General features: G+C 72.8%; 17 protein-coding genes. 9 read left to right on the top strand and 8 right to left on the bottom strand.

Going from position 1 to position 19,174, the window contains the following annotated elements:
• Positions 1–18: 18 nt before the first annotated feature.
• From EIM47_RS15470 to EIM47_RS15455, 4 genes are read right to left on the bottom strand one after another with little or no spacing between them, the layout of a single operon-like run.
• Complete coding sequence (locus EIM47_RS15470) at positions 19–1,320, bottom strand: hypothetical protein (RefSeq protein ID WP_125077408.1); 1,302 nt, start codon at positions 1,318–1,320, stop codon at positions 19–21.
• A complete protein-coding gene (locus EIM47_RS15465; RefSeq protein WP_125077407.1) occupies positions 1,317–2,159 on the bottom strand; it encodes a hypothetical protein in 843 nt (280 codons plus the stop codon). Before EIM47_RS15465 ends, EIM47_RS15470 begins: the two co-directional genes overlap by 4 nt.
• An 11-nt stretch (positions 2,160–2,170) precedes the next feature.
• Positions 2,171–2,647 (bottom strand): hypothetical protein, encoded by a 477-nt coding sequence (locus tag EIM47_RS15460; protein WP_019397532.1) that lies wholly within the window; start codon positions 2,645–2,647, stop codon positions 2,171–2,173.
• Between the two features lie 58 nt (positions 2,648–2,705).
• A complete protein-coding gene (locus EIM47_RS15455) occupies positions 2,706–3,350 on the bottom strand; it encodes a penicillin-binding protein activator LpoB (RefSeq protein ID WP_232211031.1) in 645 nt (214 codons plus the stop codon).
• A 466-nt stretch (positions 3,351–3,816) separates the two neighbouring features.
• On the opposite strand from EIM47_RS15455, the gene EIM47_RS15450 reads away from it, so the two are divergent.
• Positions 3,817–6,528: a tetratricopeptide repeat protein gene (locus EIM47_RS15450; protein ID WP_125077406.1), complete on the top strand. Its 2,712-nt coding sequence runs from the start codon at positions 3,817–3,819 to the stop codon at positions 6,526–6,528.
• Between the two features lie 16 nt (positions 6,529–6,544).
• Here EIM47_RS15450 and EIM47_RS15445 read toward each other — a convergent pair whose 3' ends face one another.
• A complete protein-coding gene (locus EIM47_RS15445; protein WP_019397040.1) occupies positions 6,545–6,748 on the bottom strand; it encodes a YdcH family protein in 204 nt (67 codons plus the stop codon).
• 52 nt (positions 6,749–6,800) lie between these two features.
• Here EIM47_RS15445 and ttcA point away from each other — a divergent pair, with 52 nt between their 5' ends.
• From ttcA to EIM47_RS15425, 4 genes are all read left to right on the top strand, one after another.
• A complete protein-coding gene (ttcA, locus tag EIM47_RS15440) occupies positions 6,801–7,721 on the top strand; it encodes a tRNA 2-thiocytidine(32) synthetase TtcA (RefSeq protein WP_028915774.1) in 921 nt (306 codons plus the stop codon).
• 83 nt (positions 7,722–7,804) lie between these two features.
• Complete coding sequence (locus EIM47_RS15435) at positions 7,805–8,710, top strand: recombination-associated protein RdgC (RefSeq protein WP_019397042.1); 906 nt, start codon at positions 7,805–7,807, stop codon at positions 8,708–8,710.
• 52 nt (positions 8,711–8,762) lie between these two features.
• On the top strand, positions 8,763–9,548 hold the full coding sequence (locus tag EIM47_RS15430; protein ID WP_019397043.1) for a SprT family zinc-dependent metalloprotease: 786 nt from the start codon (positions 8,763–8,765) through the stop codon (positions 9,546–9,548).
• 76 nt (positions 9,549–9,624) lie between these two features.
• The gene (locus EIM47_RS15425) at positions 9,625–10,677 is read left to right on the top strand and encodes an SMP-30/gluconolactonase/LRE family protein (protein ID WP_028915772.1); all 1,053 of its coding nucleotides are present in this window, start codon (positions 9,625–9,627) and stop codon (positions 10,675–10,677) included.
• Positions 10,678–10,750: 73 nt separating this feature from the next.
• On the opposite strand, the gene EIM47_RS15420 is transcribed toward EIM47_RS15425, so the two are convergent.
• Positions 10,751–12,199, bottom strand: a complete 1,449-nt coding sequence (locus tag EIM47_RS15420) for an outer membrane protein transport protein (RefSeq protein WP_125077405.1) — start codon at positions 12,197–12,199, stop codon at positions 10,751–10,753.
• Positions 12,200–12,414: 215 nt separating this feature from the next.
• On the opposite strand from EIM47_RS15420, the gene EIM47_RS15415 reads away from it, so the two are divergent.
• Together EIM47_RS15415 and EIM47_RS15410 are read left to right on the top strand one after the other, a co-directional pair.
• Positions 12,415–13,119: a rhomboid family intramembrane serine protease gene (locus EIM47_RS15415; protein WP_019397046.1), complete on the top strand. Its 705-nt coding sequence runs from the start codon at positions 12,415–12,417 to the stop codon at positions 13,117–13,119.
• A gap of 79 nt (positions 13,120–13,198) precedes the next feature.
• Positions 13,199–13,522, top strand: a complete 324-nt coding sequence (locus EIM47_RS15410) for a DUF1820 family protein (protein WP_019397047.1) — start codon at positions 13,199–13,201, stop codon at positions 13,520–13,522.
• Between the two features lie 22 nt (positions 13,523–13,544).
• Here EIM47_RS15410 and EIM47_RS15405 read toward each other — a convergent pair whose 3' ends face one another.
• Positions 13,545–14,942: a S41 family peptidase gene (locus EIM47_RS15405; protein ID WP_083852362.1), complete on the bottom strand. Its 1,398-nt coding sequence runs from the start codon at positions 14,940–14,942 to the stop codon at positions 13,545–13,547.
• A 74-nt stretch (positions 14,943–15,016) separates the two neighbouring features.
• On the bottom strand, positions 15,017–16,228 hold the full coding sequence (locus EIM47_RS15400; RefSeq protein WP_019397049.1) for a peptidoglycan DD-metalloendopeptidase family protein: 1,212 nt from the start codon (positions 16,226–16,228) through the stop codon (positions 15,017–15,019).
• A 213-nt stretch (positions 16,229–16,441) separates the two neighbouring features.
• Here EIM47_RS15400 and EIM47_RS15395 point away from each other — a divergent pair, with 213 nt between their 5' ends.
• Positions 16,442–17,059: a hypothetical protein gene (locus tag EIM47_RS15395; RefSeq protein ID WP_164514631.1), complete on the top strand. Its 618-nt coding sequence runs from the start codon at positions 16,442–16,444 to the stop codon at positions 17,057–17,059.
• Between the two features lie 73 nt (positions 17,060–17,132).
• On the top strand, positions 17,133–18,848 hold the full coding sequence (locus EIM47_RS15390) for a M28 family metallopeptidase (RefSeq protein ID WP_019397051.1): 1,716 nt from the start codon (positions 17,133–17,135) through the stop codon (positions 18,846–18,848).
• Positions 18,849–19,174: the final 326 nt, after the last annotated feature.

Genomic DNA, 19,174 nt, shown 5'->3' with positions numbered 1-19,174 from the left:
ATACCGCTGTTGGCATGGTCATTCCCCCGGGCCCGGTGGTTCCGCCGCCTCGCCCGGCGCGGCGGCGAACAGCGCGGCCATCTGGCTGCGGAAGGCGCGGTCGCGCTGCTCGTTGCGCTTGAGCAGCTTGCGGCGCTCCGGTTCGGACAGGTTGGACACCGCCTGCGCGCGCAGGGTCGCCGGCTCGCGCGTGCGGTACAGCACCAGCCGGCAGGCGCCTGCACGGCGGTCGATCACCGGCGCCTCGATCGGCCACTGCTCGCCGTCGCCCTCGGCTTCGCTGACCGGCGGCAACGGCCGCGCACCGCCGGCGACGAAGCCGCCGTAGATGCGGTCCGGCAGGTTGTCCCAGGCGCGGATGTCGGCCTTGGCCTTGACCGCGCCGCCGATCAGCGTGGCCGCCACGCCGACCACCGCCAGCGCACCGGCCACCGCCAGGCTGTCGTCGCCCGGCGCGAACGCGGCCACCTGCGCGCCCAGCGACACGCCGGCCGAGCCCACGGTCTCCGCGCCCTCGCGGAAGCTGGCCTTGCCGTCGAGCACCACGTCGATCATGCGTCCGCCGCGGGTGCGTGCCTGCCAGCCGACGTCGCCCAGCGCCGCCAGTTCCTGGCCGCCCATGCGCACCGCCACGAACGGGTTGTCGCCCGGCTTCAGCTGCAGCGCCTCGCCGTAGCCGCCGGTGGCCACCTTCACCGGCGCGCCGCCGGATTCGACCAGCACCAGGGTGTCGGCACCGGGCGCGGGCGGCTGCAGGCCCTGCGGCTGCTGCGCGGCGGCGCGCCCGTAGAACTCCGCGGCCATGGCGGCGTCGCCCTCGCATTGCGAGGCCCAGCCGGCCAGCAGCGACATCAGGCCGAAGTCGCCGGCGTACTCCTCCTGCTCGGCCACCGTGTCCTGGTACTCGGCGGCGCGGAACGCGGCGCGGGCGTTGCCGTAGTCGCCCTCGGCCAGGAACAGCAGGCCGCGGTAGTAGTAGGCCATCGCCCGCTCGTAGGGCTCGCCCTTGAAGTCCTTGACCCCTTCGGACGACCACAGCGAACGTGCCTTCTTCGCCGCCTGCGAGTCGGCGTAGACCAGTTCGATCCGTTCGATCGCCGCGTCGAACGCGGTTGCCGCCACCTCCGGCTGGCCCTGGTCGATGGCTTCCAGGCCCATGCGCTGCAGGTTCAGCACCGCGCCCCACTCGCCGTCGGCAAGCAAGGCCTCGTAGTACGGCTGCAGGGCGGCAGGCAGGCCCGGCACCTGGGCCTGCGCCGGCAGGGCCAGGGCCAGGGCGAGCGCCGCCGCCAGCCGAGGCGGACGGGTGCGGCCGCTCACAGCGCCCCCTGCATGCGCCGCGCGGTCTCCAGCGCCAGCACCCGGGCGACGTCCGCCAGGCCGGGCGCAGCCGCGGCCTGGCGTTCGAAACCATTGGCCGTGGCCACGTAGCGCCCCGGCGCGGCGGCCGGCGGCGCGGCCTGGGTATGGAACTCCAGCACGGTGCCGCCGTCGGCCACGTCCAGCAGCACCACGTGGAAGGCGCGCCCGGACGCGGACTGCAGGTCGACGGCCGAGGTCACCTGCAGCAGGTAGTCGGCATGGCCGGCCAGGGCGCGGGTCTCGATCGCGTGCACGTTGGGGCGCTCGCCCTCCACCGCCGCGCCCGCCAGGCGGGTGGCCAGGGCGCGGTCGATGAAGCGCACGCCGCCCTGGCGCAGCTGCTCCATGAAATGCGCGCGGATCTGCCGCGATTCGCCCTCAACCCGCGGCGCCGCCGGCGCCTCGGCCTCGAGGAAGCGTTCGCTGCGTTGGTGCATGCCGGCATCGGCACCGGCCACGCTGGTGCCGACGTGGCCGTGGCGGTCGCGGTCCACGCCCTCGCTGCGGGTCACCGCGGCGTGGCCGTGGCGGTCGAGGGTTTCCACCTCGCGGTAGCGGGTGGCGACCTCGCCTTCCAGCTCCGCCTCCCAGAACAGCATCACCCGGTTGCGCTTGCCGAGCTGCTGGCGCAGCGCCTCCCACGGCAGGGCCTCGGCGGTTTCCGGCGCGGCCGCCGGGCCCAGCACCACCGGCTGGCCGGCACGGTAGCCGGGCGCCGGCGCTGGCTCGCGCCACTGCGCCGCTGCGGGCAGCGGCACCAGTGCCACGCCCAGCAGTGCAAGGACTGCCTTGTGCATGTCGCCTCCGCTCAGTTCGGTGCCAGCTCGATGTAGTAGTGGGTGGCCTTCGGCGACAGCGACGACTCCTGGTACACGGCCATGCCGCCGTGCGGCAGGAACACCGGGCGCCAGGCCGAGACCGCTTCCACCGGGGCCATGTTCGAGTCGAGGAACGCGACCCGGGCGCGCACACCCAGCGGGCCGGCGGTGCAGTTGGCCAGGCGCGCGGTCACCTGGACCGTGCCGCCGGGCGTGGTGCTGGTGCTCAGGTGCTGCACGATCACGCTGCGGAACAGGCGCTCGTCGCTCATCAGCACGGCGTCGGCCGGGATGTCCTTGACCGAGCCGTAGGCAACCGCGGTCAGCGCCGGGCCGCCGCTGGGCGCGTTGCGCTTGAGCGCCTTGTAGTCGCACTCCAGCACCGCCTGCGGGCGCGCGGCGGGGGTCGAACAGCCGGCCGTGGCCACCACGGCCACGAGCACGGCGGCAGCAAGGGCATTCTTCATCGGGATCTCCGGTACACGCTGGCCCGGGGCCGGGCCATGGACGGTGGGATGGCGCGGCTCAGCGGTAGATCACGTCCTCGGCCGCGGCGCGCTGGAACTCGTACATGCCGGTCCAGGCCAGCTCGCCGGTCTCCGCGTCCACCAGCTCGAACGCGATCTGGTTCAGGCGCTGGACCACGCCGGTGCGGGGGTCGCGGCTGTCGAGGGTCATGATTGCCCCGCCGAGGAAGAAGTCGACGCCGGCCTGGCCCTGGGTCAGGCCGGTGGTGCCGGTGTCGGTGACGCCCTCGCGCTTGAGGTCGCGCTGGCGGGCCACCATGCCGGCGTAGCGCTGGCCGACGAAGGTGATCTTGCCCTGCGCGGCGCGGTTGAGCTCCACCAGCAGGCGCTGGGTGATCATGCGCCGGTTGATGATCTGCGAGCCCTCGTTGCGGAATTCCTGCTCGTCGATCAGGACCCGCGGCGGAGTGCTGAAGCGGCCCAGGAACCCGCTGGCGATCAGGTCCCGCGCCATCTGGTTGGTCATTGCCTGGATGTCCTGGCTCTCGATGCCCACCCCGGTCACCAGCCCCTTCTCCGACGGGTCCAGGTCACGGGCGGGCACGCCGCCGCGATTCTCCAGCCGGGGCCGGCGCTCGCGGGCGTCGGCGACGGTGGAGGCGGCCAGCAGCAGGCCGGCCAGCGCGCAGGCAGTGGCGCGCATGTGGTGCTTCCACGGCATTGTTCTTTACCCCTGTATTCGGGAAGCGGCCCCTCTGCACGCCCCCCAGGACGGTGTTCTAGGCGGCGGTGCGGCCGGATTCATTCCAGGGGGCTGAAAACTTTTGAAAAGTTCTGACCGCCGCGGACCCTGCCCGCCGGACCGCGGACAAGGCGCGGCGCCGGCGCGTTCCTTCGCGCCGGACCGCTCCCTGGACCTCCCTGTCCGCTGTTCCGGGCCCGCCCCCCGCGGCCCCGGAACCTGCCCCCGCCGATGGCTCCCCCCAGCCCACCTGCGTCCCGGGCCGGGCTGCCGGATGCCGCCCGCGTGGTGGCCACCTTGCCGTGCAGGGCCCGGGGCGTCTTTGCCGGGCGCGGAAAATCCTGAAAAGTTGTGACCGGACCGCTAAAGTGGCGCCGCAGCCTGCCGTAGCAACAGGCAGTTACAGCCGCCGGGGGGGCGAGGACGCATGCAGCAGGGAGGACACAGGCCGGTGCCGGGCGTCTGGCGGTTCGGCCAGGCCGAGCTGCATGAGACCGACGGCCACCTGCGGGTGGCGGGCAGCGCGCGCGCGCTGGACCGCAGCAGCCTGCAGGTCCTGCGCCACCTGCTGCGCCACGCCGGCGAGGTGGTCACCAAGGACGAACTGCTGGAGGCCGGCTGGCCCGGGCGCGTGGTCGCCGAGAACTCGCTGGCCAAGGCCGTCAGCCGCCTGCGCGCGGCGCTGGACGGCGCCGCCGAGGTCCGCGCCGTGCACGGCTACGGCTACCGCCTGGCGTGCCCGACCCGCTTCGAACCTTCCGGCGCCCCGGCGCCCGTCCCCAGCACTGCCCTGCCCGCGGCGGGCCAGACCCTGCCGGGCGAGGCCGCCTGGACCCTGCTGCGCCGCCTGGGCGAGGGCAGCACCGGCGTGACCTTCCTGGCCCACTCGCCCACCCACGGCGAACGGGTACTGAAGCTGGCCCGCGACGAGGCCGGCCTGCGCGGCCTGCGCCGCGAGATCGCGCTGTCCCGCTACATCGCCCAGGCCCTGCCCGGCCAGGACTGCGTGGCCCCGGTGCTGGGCTGGAACCTGGAGGAGCCGCCTTGCTGGCTGGAACTGCCCTACTTCCCCGGGGGCAACCTGCACGACTGGATCCGCGCCCGCGGCGGCCTGGCCACACTGGACGAGGCCACCCGCCTGGCCCTGTGCGTGGCCCTGTGCGAGGCAGTGGCGGCGATCCACGACCTCGGCATCATCCACCGCGACCTCAAGCCCGAGAACCTGTACCCGGTCGAGGCCGACGGCCGCCTGCGGGTGGTGCTGGCCGATCTCGGCGCCGGCGAGGCGGTGCTGTCGCCGCAGCTGGAAGGCATCGCCCCGACCCTGGGCCTGACCATGGGCGCGGCCGCGCCGCATTCCCCCGCCGCCGGCAGCCTGCTGTACATCGCCCCGGAAGTGGTGGCCGGCGAGGCCGCGACCCTGCGCTCGGACGTCTACGCCCTGGGCGTGCTGGTGTTCCAGCTGCTGGGCGGCGACCTGCGCGGCGCGCTCGGGCCCGGCTGGGAGGCGCGCATCGCCGATCCGCTGCTGCGCGAGGACATCGCCCTGGCCGCGGCGATCGACCCGCAGCAGCGCAGCCTGGACGCGCGCAGCCTGGCCGCCCGCCTGCGCGGGCTGGAGCCGCGCCGCGCGGCCCGCCGCCAGGCCCGGGAACAGGCGCTGCAGGCGCGGCTGCAGGCCTGGCGCCGGCGCCGCGAACTGCGCCGGCGCCGCCTTGGCGCCGGCCTGACCGCAGTCCTCGGTGTGGCCCTGCTGGCCACCGGGGCGATGTACCTGAAGACCGAACAGCGCCGGCAGCAGGCCGAGACCGCCACCGCCCAACGCGAGGCGATGCTCGCCTTCGTGACCGGCGACATCCTCGGCCAGGCCGATCCCTACGACAGCCGCAGCAGCGGGGCCGCCGGCGGCGGCATCCGCGCCGCGGTGGACCGCGCCGCCGCGCGGGTGGACGCACGCCTGCACGGCGACCCGCTGGCGGCGGCGGCGGTGCACGGCATGCTCGGCAACATCTATTTCGCCCAGGACGCCCACGACCGCGCCATCACCCACCTGGAGAAGGCGCGCACCTACGCCCTGGCCAGCGGCGCCGGCGACCCCGCCGGCCTGGTCCAGGTCGAGACCACCCTGTGCGACGTGCACCGCATCGGCGGCCACCTGGCCCAGGCCGAGGAAGCCTGCGCCAGTGCGCTGGAGCACGCGCGCCGCGCCGGCCCCGGCGCGCGCCACCTGGCCACGCTCAAGCTCGGCCAGCTGCGCAGCGAGCAGGGCCGGCACCAGGAAAGCCGGCAGCTGCTGCAGCCGCTGCTGGAGCAGGACACCCTCGGCACCGACCCGCGCCTGCGCGGCGAGCTGCACTGGGCGCTGGGCCTGTCAGCGCGCGCACTGGGCGACTATGTGGCCGCGCGCGAACACTTCGGGCAGCTGCTGCAGGTGGCCAAGGCCATGGGCGAGGACAGCTCCTGGCTGGGCTGGGCCTACAACTCGCTGGGCAGCGTGCTGGTGGAAACCGGCGAGTACGAGCGCGCCGACGCCCTGCTGCAGCGCGCGCACGAGGTGTTCGCCCGCACCCAGGGCGAGGAGCAGATCGAGACCCAGATGCCGGACGCCTGGCGCGCCGAGATCCGGCTGCTGCGCGGGCAGTGGGACGAGGCCAGCGCGATCCTGCAGCGGATCCGCCAGGCCTGGCAGGATCGGCTGCCGCCGGAGCACGCGCAGCAGCAGCGGATCGCCGCCAGCCTGGCCTGGGCCGACGCCATGGCCGGGCGCACCGAACAGGCACGCGCCGCGCTGGCCGCGGTGCCGCGCCGCAACGACCCGGCGCAGGCACGCGCGCGCAGCAGTGCCTGGCGCACGCTGCGCTGGAGCCGGGTGGCCCTGGCCCTGGACGAACTGGAGCGCGCCGGCGAACTGCTGGACCTGTTCGAGGAGGAACTGGCGCAGGAACTGCCCGACCCGCACCCGCTGCGCGGCGAGACGCGCTGCCTGCGCAGCGAATGGGCGCGGCGCCGCGGCGACGCGGCCCTGGCCGTGGAAGGCGCCGCCGCCTGCCGCGACAGCCTCGCCCGCTACTACGCGCCCGGCGACCCGCGCCTGCAGCACCTGGAGGCGACCCGCGCCGCGTTCGCGGCCGCGCCCTGAGCCCGCCGCCGCGCTCTCAGGCCGGCTCGTCCGGGATCAGCATGCTTTCCAGCCGGGCGATGCAGTCCTTCAGCTGCAGCTTGCGCTTCTTCAGCCGCTTGGCCTCCAGCTCGTCGCCGGCGTTGGCCGCCAGCTGCGCGATGCGTTCGTCCAGCGCGCGGTGCTGCTGGCGCAGTTCCGCCAGTTTCAGGGCCAGTTCGGACGGGCTGGTCGTGTCCACCGCCCAAGCATAGCGCGGGCAGGCGGGCGCCCGAAGGTAGAATGGCGGTCCTATGAACGCCGTCCTGCCCCTGCCCGAACCGGCCCCGCGCCGCACCGACCCGCGCGCGGCCCAGCGCGAACAGGCCAAGCTGGCCAAGCGCCTGCGCCGCCAGGTCGGCCAGGCGATCGCCGACTACGCCATGATCGAGGACGGCGACAAGGTGATGGTCTGCCTGTCCGGCGGCAAGGACAGTTACACCCTGCTGGACATCCTGCTGCAGCTGCAGAAGAAGGCGCCGGTGCGGTTCGAGCTGGTGGCGGTGAACCTGGACCAGAAGCAGCCGGGCTTCCCCGAGCACGTGCTGCCCGAATACCTGCGCTCGATCGGCGTGCCGTTCCACATCATCGAGCAGGACACCTACTCGGTGGTCACGCGCGTGGTGCCCGAGGGCAAGACCATGTGCTCGCTGTGCTCGCGCCTGCGCCGCGGCGCGCTGTACTCCTACGCGGCCGAGCACGGCTTCACCAAGATCGCGCTGGGCCACCACCGCGACGACATGGTGGCCACGTTCTTCATGAACCTGTTCCACCACGCCAAGATCTCGGGCATGCCACCCAAGCTGCTGTCCGACGACGGCCGCCACGTGGTGATCCGGCCGCTGGCCTACGTGCGCGAGGAGGACATCGTGCAGTACGCGGCCGCGCGCCAGTTCCCGATCATTCCCTGCAACCTGTGCGGCAGCCAGGAGAACCTGCAGCGCCGCCAGGTCGGGCTGATGCTCAAACAGTGGGAGAAGGAGCACCCGGGCCGGATCGAGCAGATCGCCCGCGCCATGGCCGACATCCGTCCCTCGCAGCTGGCCGACCCGAAGCTGTTCGACTTCGCCTCCCTGGGCCACCGCGAGGGCGCGGCCCGCGCCGACGCCCACGCCTGGCTGGCCGGCGAGCCGCACGGCGAGGCCGCAGCCGAGCCGCCGTCCGCGGCAACCTGACCTCGCGGTCGCAGTGCTTGCGACCGCCTCCTGATCTCCTGCACGGCGCGCGCCCGCGCCGCCGTCACGCACCGAGCAACCGCATGTTCTTCCGCAACCTGACCTTCTTCCGCTTCCCCACGTCCCACGATTTCTCCCAGCTCGACGAACTGCTGCCGGAAGCCGCGCTGCGCCCGGTCGGTCCGCTGGAACTGAACTCCACCGGCTTCATCCCGCCCTTCGGCCGCGGCGAGGAGGCGCTGTCGCACCGCGTGGGCAACGCGATCTGGCTGGCGGTGGGCAGCGAGAACAAGATCCTGCCCGGCTCGGTGGTCAACGACCTGCTGGCGCAGAAGGTGGCCGAGATCGAGGAGAAGGAGGGCCGCAAGCTCGGCGGCAAGGCGCGCAAGCGGCTCAAGGACGACCTCCTGCACGAGCTGCTGCCGCGCGCCTTCGTGAAGTCCTCGCGCACCGACGCCCTGCTGGACCTGGAGCACGGCTTCCTCGCCGTGGACAGCTCCTCGCGCAAGACCGCCGAGACGGTGGCCTCGGAGATCCGCCGCGCCCTGGGCAGCTTCCCGGCGATCCCGCCCAATGCGGAAGTGGCCCCGCGCAGCGTGCTCACCGGCTGGATCGCCGGCGAGCCGCTGCCGGAAGGGCTCAGCCTGGGCGAGGAATGCGAGCTGAAGGACGCGATGGACGGCGGCGCGGTGGTCAAGGCGCAGAACCAGGAGCTGATCAGCGACGAGATCGCCAAGCACCTGGAGGCCGGCAAGCAGGTGACCAAGCTGGCGCTCAACCTCGACGACCACCTGTCCTTCGTGCTCGGCGAGGACCTGATCGTGCGCAAGCTGAAGTTCCTGGAAGGCGCGGTCGACCAGCTGGAAAGCACCGAGCGCGACGACCTGCGCGCCGAGCTGGACGCGCGCTTCGCGCTGATGGCCGGCGAGGCGCGGCGCCTGTTCCTGGTACTGGAATCGGCGCTGAAGATCTCCAAGGCCGAGGCCTGAGCGGCTGCCCGGCGGCCGCGGGCAACCGCGGCCACCGGCGTAGAATCGGCCCATGCCTGCCCTGTCCCGCCATCTGGTCGCCCGCGTCCCGCAACGCGTGGAACGCGACACGGTCGAGCTGGCGCTGGAGGACGGCCGCAGCATCACCGTGCAGCGCGTGCGCGATCCGCGCGCGCGCCGGCTGAAGCTGAGCATCGACGAACGCGGCCCGCGCCTGACCCTGCCGCTGCGCGCCAGCCTGGTGTCCGGCGAGCGCTTCCTGCACGAGCACCGGCACTGGCTGCAGTCGCAGCTGGAGCGGCACCAGCCGGCGGAGGGCTGCGCGCCGCTGCAACCGTGGACCAGCACCACCCTGCCGCTGCGCGGGCAGGACGTGCCGCTGCTGTGGGGCGAGGGCCGCTACTTGCGCATCGAACGCCGCGAGGATGGCGTCCACGTGCAGCTGCCGCCGCGTGCGCCGTCGGCGGCGTCGCTGGCCCGCGCCCTGCGCGCGTTCTACGAGGCCGAGGCGCGCGCCGACATCGGCCGCTGGCTGCCGGCCTACCTGCCCGGGCTGCCGCGCGCGCCGCGCGCGATCCGGCTGAAGGTCCTGTCCTCGCTGTGGGGCTCGCTGGCCCCGGACGGCAGCATCGCCCTGGACCTGGCGCTGGTACTGGGGCGTCCCTCGGCGTTCGAGTACGTGCTGGTCCATGAGCTGTGCCACCTCATCCAGGCCAACCACTCGCCCGCGTTCTGGCGCGAGGTGGAACGGCGCTTCCCCGCCTGGCGCGCCGAACGCGAGTACTTCCACCGCGAGGGCCGCCGGCTGAAGGCGCGCCTGCGCGGCCTGCTCGGCTGAGCGCCTCCATACGCCGCCGATCCCGGGCCCGCCCGCGGCCGGCTAGGATGCAGCGGACGTCCACCCCGGAGCCGCCATGATCCAGCCGACCCGTACCATCCTTTCCGCCGCCGTGCTGGCGCTGCTGCTGGGCGCCTGCCAACGCGGCGAGGAGGCCACGCCCGCCGATCCGGCCCCGTCCACCGCCGCGGATGCGCAGGCCCCGGCCGTGGATGCCGATGCGGATGCGCCGGCCACCGCCGCCACGCACAACCCGTACTGCAGCGGCGAGCCCGGCACCGCGCCCTCCGGCGAACTGGTGGCGCAGCGCATTCCTGCCGCCAATGGCGATGGCGCCAACGGCCTGTACGAAGGCCCGGTCTGGAACGGCGAGGCGCTGTATTTCTCCGACTTCCGCTTCAGCGAGGGCTTCCCCTCGCGCATCCGCCGCCTGGGCGCCGATGGCAGCATGCAGACCGTCATCGAGGACAGCGGCAGCAATGGCCTGGCCCTGGGCAGCGACGGCGCGCTCGTGGCCGCCACCCACGACCGCAAGGAACTGTCGCGCTACGACCCGGCCGACGGCTCGCGCATGCGCATCGTCGGCGAGTTCGAGGGCCAGCCGTTCAACTCGCCCAACGACCTGGTGATCGGCAGCGACGGCACGATCTGGTTCACCGACCCGGACTTCCAGCGCGCGGCCGCGCCCGGCGGGCAGCCGAAGACCCGCGTGTACCGGGTGGGCAGCGACGGCCGGGTGTCGGTGGTGGACGACAGCATCGCCAACCCCAACGGCATCGCCCTGGCGCCGGACGGCCGCACCCTGTACGTGGCCGGCGGCGGGGAGCAGGGCGTGCTGCGCGCCTACCCGCTGGACGCGGCCGGGCAGCCGGGGCCGGGCCGCGACCTGGCCCGCACCCACGTGCCCGACGGCCTGGCGATCGACTGCCTGGGCAACATCTACCTGACCGAGCACGAGCGCCGGCGCGTGCGCGTGCTGTCGCCGGCGGGCGAGGACCTGGCCACGATCAAGGTCGACGCCAACGTCACCAATGCCGCCTTCGGCGGCCCGCAGCGCCGCACCCTGTACATCACCGGCGCCGGCGCGGTGTGGTCGCTCGAGCTGGACGTGGCCGGCCTGCCCTACTGAGCCGCCGCGGCATCGGCACAAAAGAAAAGCCCCCGCGGATGCGGGGGCTTCTTGTTGCGCCGTGGTGCCTGGATCAGAACTTGTAGTTGATCGAGGCGGCCAGGATGTCGCCGCCGACGTCGTACTTGCCCTTGAGGGTGCTGCCGGTCGGCGAGACCAGGCTGATCGACGGGTCGGTGGTGAACAGGTGGGTGTAGCCGAAGTTGTATTCCACCTTCTCCGACGGGGTCCAGCCGATGCCGAACGACAGCCACTTGCGGGTCACGTCCGGCACGCGCACGTCGCGGTGGGCGTCGGTGGTCGGGGTCTCGTCGTAGGCCACGCCGCCACGCAGGGTGACGGTCGGGGACAGGCGGTACTCGGCGCCCAGGGACACGAAGGTGGTGTCGTCGTAGCCGAACTCCAGCTGCGCGTCCTCCTGCGCCGAGGCGAAGTCCACGGTCACGCGGTCGAACGCCGGGGCCCAGGCGGTGCGGCTGATGTCGGCCATCACCGTCCACTGCTCGTTGGCCTTGTGGGTGATGCTGACGCTGGCCGAGGCCGGCAGGGTCACGGTGGCGCGGCCGGAGGTGTTGACGTACTGGTCGGTCGGCAGCAGGCCGTTGGCGACCGGGTTGGACGGACGCAGGAACTCGGCATCGCCGCCGGTGATCTTGTGCTTGACCTTGGAGCGGTAGCTGAAGGCGATGTTGGTGTTCTCGCTCGGGCTGAGCGTGGTGCCCAGCACGTAGCCGATGGCGTTGTTGTCGCCGGAGATGGTCATGCGGCCGTCGGCCAGGCCCGGGGCCACGCCCTGGCCACCCAGCTGCAGCGCGATGTCCTGCGCGGCGGCGGCGGCCTGGGCCGGGGTGGCGCCGTTGGCCAGGGCCAGCGCGGCGGCCTGCTGCTGGGCCTGGACGCTGATCGCGGTGCCGAAGTCGATCGCGCTGCTCAGCTCGATGGTCAGGTGCTCGACGAACACGCTGGCGCCGAAGGACACGTACGGGTTGACGTCGTACGAGAACGAGGCGCCCAGGTCGATCGCCTTCAGGTCGGTCTTGATGCCGTGGTAGCGGCCGACCCAGTCGGAGTCGTACTCGGTCTTGAAGCCGAACGGCACCTGCAGCGAGATGCCGAAGTGCATGTTCTCGTTCTCGCCGAACGGCACGTGGAAATAGGCCGCCGGGACCGGGGCGATCATGCCGGCGTCGCCGCCGTTGCCGCCGGACACGTTGCCGCCGGTGCCGATGCCGCCGGCGCCGGCGTGGCGGGCCTCTTCCTTCTGGAAGTCGGCCGAGAAGCTGATCGCGGCCAGGTCGGCCTGGAACTGGCGGCCGCCGATCAGGCGCATCGAGGCCGGGTTGGTGGCGACCACCGAAGCGTCGCCCCAGGCGCTGGTCGAGCCGGCGAAGGCGCGACCCAGGCCCTTGGCGCTGTTCTCCTTCAGCTGGAACGCAGCGGCGTGGGCGTGGCCGCAGGCCAGCGCGCCGGCGATGCCGAGGGCCAGCACGGAAAGGCGGGTGTAGCTGTGGGCGTAATGCATGTTGCGCTTTCTCCGGAAAGACGTTGGTCTGTTGTTGTCGCCAGCGCCGGTGGCGAAGCCCCTCCCGGGCCCGCCATCGTCGGATACCCCCTCCCGACATACGACGCCGTACTGGAATATAAGCACGCCTTTAACCCGAAAATAACGCTGCACTGCCGCAAAACATGCCGCACTGCAGCGGACACGCTGGCCGCTGATGGGCGATAGTTGCGCGCATGTTCGTTTCGCTCCCCTCCCGCCGCAAACCTCCGCCGCGCTGGGCGGCGCCGCTGTTGTTCGCTGCGCTGTGGCTGGCGTTCCTGTGGATGCTGGGGCGTCCGGACGAGGCGCGGCGCAGCCTGTGGCTGGCCTGGGGCGCGCTGGGCCGGGGCCTGGGCAGCGGCGATCCATCCTGGGGCGCATGGATCGCGGCGCTGCAGGACGGCAGCGTATTGCGCCTGTTCACCGCGCTGTTCCTGCACGCGGACTGGGCCCACCTGCTGGGCAACCTGGTGTTCCTGCTGATCTTCGGCCTGCCGGCCGAGCGCGCGATGGGGCCTTGGCGCTTCCTGGCGCTGTTCCTGGCTGGCGGCGCGATCGCCAACCTGGCCGCGGTGGTGGTGATCGACGATCCGCACCGCGCGGTGATCGGCGCCAGCGGCGCGGTCTCGGCGGTGATCGGCGCCTACCTGGCGCTGTTCCCCGGCGCGCGCCTGGGCGTGGTGCTGCCACTGGGCCTGTTCCTGGAATTCGTGCGCGCCCCGGCGTTCCTGCTGATCGGCATCTGGGCCGCGCTGCAGGTGGTGTTCGCCTACATCGGCCCGGCCTTCGGCGCGGTGGCCTGGGCCGCGCACGTGGCCGGCTTCCTGTTCGGGGTGCTGTTCGCCCTGGTGGTGCGCGCCGGCATCGCCCGGCGCATGCGCCGGCAGAAGGGCTATTGAGCGGCGGGCCTTGGAAACGCCGCGGCCGTCCCCATCCTGCAGCCCGTCCCGGACCACCCTCGACGATCGATCCAGTCCAATGGCCAAGCCGCTCTACAAGATCACCTTCCTCAACCACGGAAAGGTCTACGAGCTCTATGCCCGCCACGTGGGCAGCAGCGCCCTGTGGGGCTTCACCGAGGTGGGCGAGCTGGTGTTCGACGTGCACGAGGGCCTGGTCGTGGACCCGACCGAGGAGCGCCTGCGCGACGAGTTCGGCAACACCAAGGTCCTGCACCTGCCGATGCAGAGCATCGTCCGGGTCGAGGAAGTGGAGCGGAAGGGCCAGTCGGCGATCCGCGACGCGGCCACCGGCGAGAAGGTGGTGACCCCGTTCCCGCTGCCGGCCAAGCCCAACCGCTGAAGCCGCGCGCGGCCGGCGGCGCTCAGTCGCGCCGCGGGCCCGGCACGGCCGCGGTGGCCGCCAGCCTCTTCAGTTCCGCCAGTGCCGCGGCAATCGGCGCGTCGCCGGGCAGCGGCGAGCCGGCGCGGTAGCCCTCGTCCTCTTCCTCGTCGCCGCGCAGGTGGCCCGGCAGCGCCGCCTCGCTGACGGTGCCGGCCACGGTCGCCGGCGCGTCGCTGCCGGTGAGCTTCGGGTCCGGCTGCAGTTCCACGTCCGGGACGATGCCGCTGGCCTGGATCGAGCGCCCGCTGGGGGTGTAGTAGCGCGCGGTGGTCAGCTTGACCGAATCGCCGTTGCCCAGCGGCAGCAGGGTCTGCACCGAGCCCTTGCCGAAGGTGCGGCTGCCGACCACGCGGGCGCGGCCGTTGTCGCGCAGCGCGCCGGCCAGGACCTCGGCGGCGCTGGCCGAACCGGCGTCCACCAGCACCACCACCGGCGCGCCGCCGAGGCGGTCGCCGGCGGTGGCGTCGAAGCGGGTGTCGCTGGCCGGCACCCGGCCGCGGGTGCTGACGATGGCGCCGCTGTCGAGCAGCTCGTCGGCCACCTGCACCGCCGCGGTCAGCAGGCCGCCGGGATTGCTGCGCAGGTCCAGCACCAGGCCGCGCAGCCTGCCGCCGGCCTTGGCCTGCAGTTCGTCCAGGTGCTTGCGGAAATCGGCGCCGGTATCGGCCTGGAAGGTGCTCAGGCGCACGTAGCCGTAGCCGGGCTCCAGCATGCGGCTGCGCACGCTGGTGACGCGGATGGTCTCGCGCTGGATCTCGATGTCGAACGGCCGCTCGCGGCCCTCGCGCAGGATGGTGATGGTGACCTTGCTGCCGGCCGGGCCGCGCAGCGGTTCGCTGCCCTCGACCTGGGCGATCGGCTTGCCGTCGATGGCCACGATCACGTCGCCGGCCAGCACGCCCGCGCGCGCGGCGGGGGTGCCGTCGATCGGCGCCACCACCTTCAGCGTGCGGTCCTGCTGCTGCTGCAGCTCCACGCCGATGCCCTCGTAGGCGCCGGTGGTCTGCTCGTCGAAGGAATCGGACTCGGCCTTGTCCAGGTAGGCGCTGTGCGGGTCCAGGTCCATCAGCAGGCCCTCGATCGCCGACTGCATCAGGAAGCGGTCGTCGACCGGGTCGACGTAGGCCTCCTTGATCGCGCGGTACACCGCGACATAGCGCTGGATCTCCGCCAGCGGGATCCTCGAGCCGCTGGGGTCTGCCGCGTCCGGATCGTCGGCCGCCGGCACCGGGGCGTCGGCGTCCTGCGCCGGATCCGCGGGCGCGGGCGCGTCCTGCGGTTGCGTCGGCGGCGCCGGCTCGGCCGCCTCCTGGGCCGGGACGGCGGGCGAGGCGGCAAGCAGCAGCAACAGGGACAGGACGGCGGGGGCTGGACGCATCGACGACTCCACGCGCGCGGACGGTGCGCGCAGCCCGATTATGCTGCAGCGCGCTGTAAATGCCGCTTGAACCCTCAGCGGCGCTGCAGCCAGGCCGACGGGTCCACCGGCTTGCCGTCGCGGCGCAGTTCGAAGTACAGCGCCGGCCGGCCATGGCCGCCGGAACTGCCGACCCGCGCCACCTGCTCGCCCTTGCGCACGCGCGCGCCCACGTCGCGCAGCAGGGTGTCGTTGTGCGCGTACAGGCTCATGTAGCCATTGCCGTGGTCGATGATCAGGATCAGGCCGTAGCCGGTCATCCACTCGGAGAACACCACGGTGCCGTCGGCCACCGCGGTCACCGGCGCGCCGGCGGCGGCGCCGATCAGCACGCCGTTGCTGGTGCGTCCGTCCGGCAGCTTGCCGCCGAAGCGCGCCAGCAGGTCGCCGCTGGCCGGCCAGCCCAGGCCGCCCACCTTGGGCGGCGGCGCGGCGGCCGCGACCGGGCCGCGCGGCTTGGCCGCCTCGCCGCGCTGCGCCGACTGCCGTGCCTGCTCGCGCGCACGCTGCTCGGCGGCGCGCTTTTCCGCCGCCGCCCGCGCCGCGGCCGCGCGCAGGTTCTTCAGCAGCTGCTCCAGCGCCTTGGCATCCTGGCCCAGGGCTTTCTCGCGCGCCTGGCGGTCCTGGTAGCGGCTGTCCAGCTCGGCCAGCAGCGCAGCGCGCTGGCCGCGGTCGCGGCGCAGCGCGGCCAGGGTTTCCTGCTGGCTGGCGCGCAGCGCCTCCAGCTCGGCACGGCGCTGGGCGATGCCTTCCTCCACCGTGGCCAGTTCCGCCAGCGAGGCCGACAGCGCCTGCACCTGGCGCGCGTGCTCGCGCTGGGCATAGCGGTGGTAGGCCAGCGCCCGCTGCGCATCGGCGGCGCGATCCTGCGACAGCAGCAGCTTCAGTGGCGCCTGCCCGCCCAGCGCATAGGACGCGCGCAGCAGTTCGGCCAGGCGCCGGCGGCCCTGCTCCTGCCCGGCCCGCAGCTGGTCGCGGCGCCGCTCCAGGTCGGCCAGGGCCTCGGTTTCGCGCTGCAGCGCGGCCTCGGTCTCGGCCAGTTCGCGCGCGGTGCGGCCCAGCTGTTCCTCGGCCCGGCGCAGGCGGGTGGCGGCGTCTCCACGCTGGCCTTCCAGCCGGCGCCGCTCGCGCGCGATTTCCTGCAGCTCGGCGCGCACCTTGCGCAGTTCGCGCTCGGCCGAGCCCGGGTCGCGCCGCTCCTGCGCCTGCAGCAGGCCGGCGCAGGCCAGCGCCAGCGCCGCGGCCATGGGCAGGCAGCGCCATGCACCGCGGCTGCGTTGGGGTCCTGGCCCGGGGGCTTGGCGACGCTCGCGCGGATGGGGCACGCCTGGAAGATCCAGTGACTTCAGACAGGTGCGGATTGTAGCCAAGCGTGGTCCCATGGCGCGTACAGACGTGAAAGGAGGCCCGCCATGGCCCAGTCCCGCTTCCCCGCCATCGCCCTCTGCCTGCTGCTGGCCATGCCCGCGGCCTGGGCGGCCGAGGACATCAGCAAGGTCAACGGCAGCATCGAGGTCGCCGCCGGCACCGTCTACGGTGAGCTGGACACCGTCAACGGCAGCATCAGCATCGGCGACGGCGCCCAGACCGGCGACGCCAGCACCGTCAACGGCAGCATCAAGGTCGGCGCCAACGCCCGCGTCGGCAGCCTGGACACGGTCAACGGCGCGATCCGCGTCGGCCGCAACGTGCAAGCCTCCGGCGGCATCGAGACCGTCAACGGCAGCGTGTTCGTCGACCGCGGCAGCACCGTGGCCGGCGACATCGAGACCGTCAACGGCGCCATCGGGCTGGTCGAGACCCAGCTGCGCGGCGACATCGAGACGGTCAACGGCGACGTCACCGTCGGCATCGGCTCGATGGTGTCCGGCAGCCTCAGCATCAAGCGCAGCAGCGGCTGGTTCCAGTCCGCGCCCAAGCGCAAGCCGCGGGTGGTGATCGGCCCGCGCGCGGTGGTCCAGGGCCCGCTGAAGTTCGAGCGCGAGGTGCGCCTGTACGTGCACCGCAGTGCCCGCACCGGTCCGGTCACCGGCGCCGACCCGGTGGTGTTCGACACCGACACCGCGCCGGAGGACTGAGCGCGCGCGGCGTGCCGGCAACCCCGGCACGCTTGCCCTAGAATCGGGCTTCCGCTGTCCGCGAGGAGTTCCGATGTTCCGCAAGCCCCTGATCGGCGTCGCCGTTGGCGCGCTCCTGCTGGCCGGTTGCGGCAGGCAGGACGACGACGCGGCCGCCAAGCCCGACGCCGTCGCTCCCGTTCCCGCGCCCGCCTCGGACCACGCGTTCGAGCCGGCGATTACCGGCGCCGACTTCGCCGAGCTGGTCCGCACCCTGGCCTCCGACGAGTTCGAGGGCCGCGGCCCGGGCTCGGCCGGCGAGGAGCGCACGGTCGAGTACATCCGCGCGCAGATGCAGCGCATCGGGCTGCAGCCGGGCAACGGCGACAGCTTCTTCCAGGAAGTGCCGATGGTGGAAACCACGGCCGATCCGTCCACCCGCCTGGCGATCACGACCTCCGGGGGCGCGATGGACCTGGCCTTCGGCACCGACATGGTGGTCGGCACCCGCACCGGGGAGCCGCAGGTCTCGGTGCGCGACAGCGAGATGGTGTTCGTCGGCTACGGCGTGGACGCGCCGGAGCGCGACTGGAACGACTACGCCGGCCAGGACTGGACCGGCAAGACCGTGGTGATGTTCGTCAACGACCCGGGCTTCCACGTCAACGACGAGAAGCTGTTCGACGGCCGCAAGATGACCTACTACGGCCGCTGGACCTACAAGTTCGAGGAAGCCGCGCGCAAGGGCGCGGCCGCCGCCCTGATCGTGCACGACACCGCCGGCGCCAGCTACGGCTGGGACGTGGTGAAGAATTCCTGGTCCGGCCCGCAGTACGACCTGCCCTCCAGCGACGATCCGGATCCGCGCCTGCCGGTGCAGGGCTGGATCACCGCCGACGTCGCCCGCCAGTTGTTCGCCAGCGCCGGCCTGGACCTGGACGAAGCATACCGCGCCGCCAGCCGACCCGGCTTCAAGCCGGTGCCGCTGAAGGCGCGCCTGTCGGTGGATCTCAACAGCAGCACCACCCGCAAGACCTCGCGCAACGTGGTCGGCGTGCTGCCGGGTGCCAGCCGCGCCGACGAGGCGGTGCTGTACATGGCCCACTGGGACCACCTCGGCAAGCACGAGGGCGAGGGCGACACCATCTACAACGGCGCGGTGGACAACGCCACCGGCGTGGCCGGCATCCTCGAGATCGCCGAGGCCTTCGCCCAGCAGGAGCCGCGCCCGGAGCGCTCGGTGGTGTTCCTGGCGGTGACCCTTGAGGAATCCGGCCTGCTGGGCTCCAAGTACTACGTCGCCCATCCGACCTTCCCGCTGGAGAAGATCGCCGGCGTGATCAACCTGGACGCGATGTCCGTGGCCGGGCGCTCGCGCGACTTCGTGGTCACCGGCATCGGCAGCTCGGAGCTGGAGGACATCCTCAAGCCGATCGCGGCGATGCAGGGCCGCCGCCTGGAAGGCGAGGCCGCGGTCCAGGGCGGCTTCTATTTCCGCTCCGACCACTTCAACTTCGCCAAGGCCGGCGTCCCGGCGCTGTACGCCAAGGGTGGCGGCGACCTGCGCGAGGGTGGCAAGGCCGCGGGCAAGAAGGCGGCCGAGGCCTATGCGCGCAACTACCACCAGCCCTCGGACGAGTTCGATCCGTCCTGGAACCTGGACGGCGTGGTCGAGGACCTAGAGGCGCTGTACGGCGTGGGCCGCGAACTGGCCGCCGGGGACCGCTGGCCCAACTGGTACGAGGGCAACCCGTTCAAGGCCACCCGCGACCGCATGATGCAGGCCCGCCCGCCGATGGCCTCGCGCTGATCCGCTCGCGCGTACAGGACAAAGGCCGGTCGCGCAGGCGGCCGGCCTTTTCTTCGGGATTCAGGATTCAGGATTCGGGATTCGGGATTGGGGATTGGGGCCGGGGCGCATGGGCACCGCCACCAATCACCGCCGCAGTGCATAGCCCGGACAAGGCGGCAGGCGGCATCCGGGACAGGGGCCGCCCATGCACGCCCCCCGCTACCTTCGCTTATCCCGTAAGCTTCCCCGATCCGCAGACACCCCATAAGTAGAACTTTCTGGCATGTTTTCCCCAGCCAGGAGGTTCCATGAAGAAGTCCCGTTTCACCGAGACCCAGATCGTC

It is taken from the genome of Pseudoxanthomonas sp. SGT-18, assembly GCF_003931645.1.
Classification (GTDB): Bacteria; Pseudomonadota; Gammaproteobacteria; order Xanthomonadales; family Xanthomonadaceae; genus Pseudoxanthomonas.
Note: the sequence above shows the minus strand (reverse complement) of the source record. Positions and strands in the feature narration are given on the sequence as shown.

Excerpts from the sequence above, each read along its gene's own strand:
- EIM47_RS15390 (WP_019397051.1), top strand. The coding sequence starts at position 17,133 with ATGTTCCGCAAGCCCCTGATCGGCGTCGCCGTTGGCGCGCTCCTGCTG.
- EIM47_RS15460 (WP_019397532.1), bottom strand. The coding sequence starts at position 2,647 with ATGAAGAATGCCCTTGCTGCCGCCGTGCTCGTGGCCGTGGTGGCCACG.
- EIM47_RS15400 (WP_019397049.1), bottom strand. The coding sequence starts at position 16,228 with ATGGCCGCGGCGCTGGCGCTGGCCTGCGCCGGCCTGCTGCAGGCGCAG.
- EIM47_RS15410 (WP_019397047.1), top strand. The coding sequence starts at position 13,199 with ATGGCCAAGCCGCTCTACAAGATCACCTTCCTCAACCACGGAAAGGTC.
- EIM47_RS15420 (WP_125077405.1), bottom strand. The coding sequence starts at position 12,199 with ATGCATTACGCCCACAGCTACACCCGCCTTTCCGTGCTGGCCCTCGGC.
- EIM47_RS15405 (WP_083852362.1), bottom strand. The coding sequence starts at position 14,942 with ATGCGTCCAGCCCCCGCCGTCCTGTCCCTGTTGCTGCTGCTTGCCGCC.
- EIM47_RS15450 (WP_125077406.1), top strand. The coding sequence starts at position 3,817 with ATGCAGCAGGGAGGACACAGGCCGGTGCCGGGCGTCTGGCGGTTCGGC.
- EIM47_RS15415 (WP_019397046.1), top strand. The coding sequence starts at position 12,415 with ATGTTCGTTTCGCTCCCCTCCCGCCGCAAACCTCCGCCGCGCTGGGCG.
- EIM47_RS15430 (WP_019397043.1), top strand. The coding sequence starts at position 8,763 with ATGCCTGCCCTGTCCCGCCATCTGGTCGCCCGCGTCCCGCAACGCGTG.
- ttcA (WP_028915774.1), top strand. The coding sequence starts at position 6,801 with ATGAACGCCGTCCTGCCCCTGCCCGAACCGGCCCCGCGCCGCACCGAC.
- EIM47_RS15465 (WP_125077407.1), bottom strand. The coding sequence starts at position 2,159 with ATGCACAAGGCAGTCCTTGCACTGCTGGGCGTGGCACTGGTGCCGCTG.
- EIM47_RS15435 (WP_019397042.1), top strand. The coding sequence starts at position 7,805 with ATGTTCTTCCGCAACCTGACCTTCTTCCGCTTCCCCACGTCCCACGAT.
- EIM47_RS15425 (WP_028915772.1), top strand. The coding sequence starts at position 9,625 with ATGATCCAGCCGACCCGTACCATCCTTTCCGCCGCCGTGCTGGCGCTG.
- EIM47_RS15455 (WP_232211031.1), bottom strand. The coding sequence starts at position 3,350 with ATGCGCGCCACTGCCTGCGCGCTGGCCGGCCTGCTGCTGGCCGCCTCC.
- EIM47_RS15395 (WP_164514631.1), top strand. The coding sequence starts at position 16,442 with ATGCCCGCGGCCTGGGCGGCCGAGGACATCAGCAAGGTCAACGGCAGC.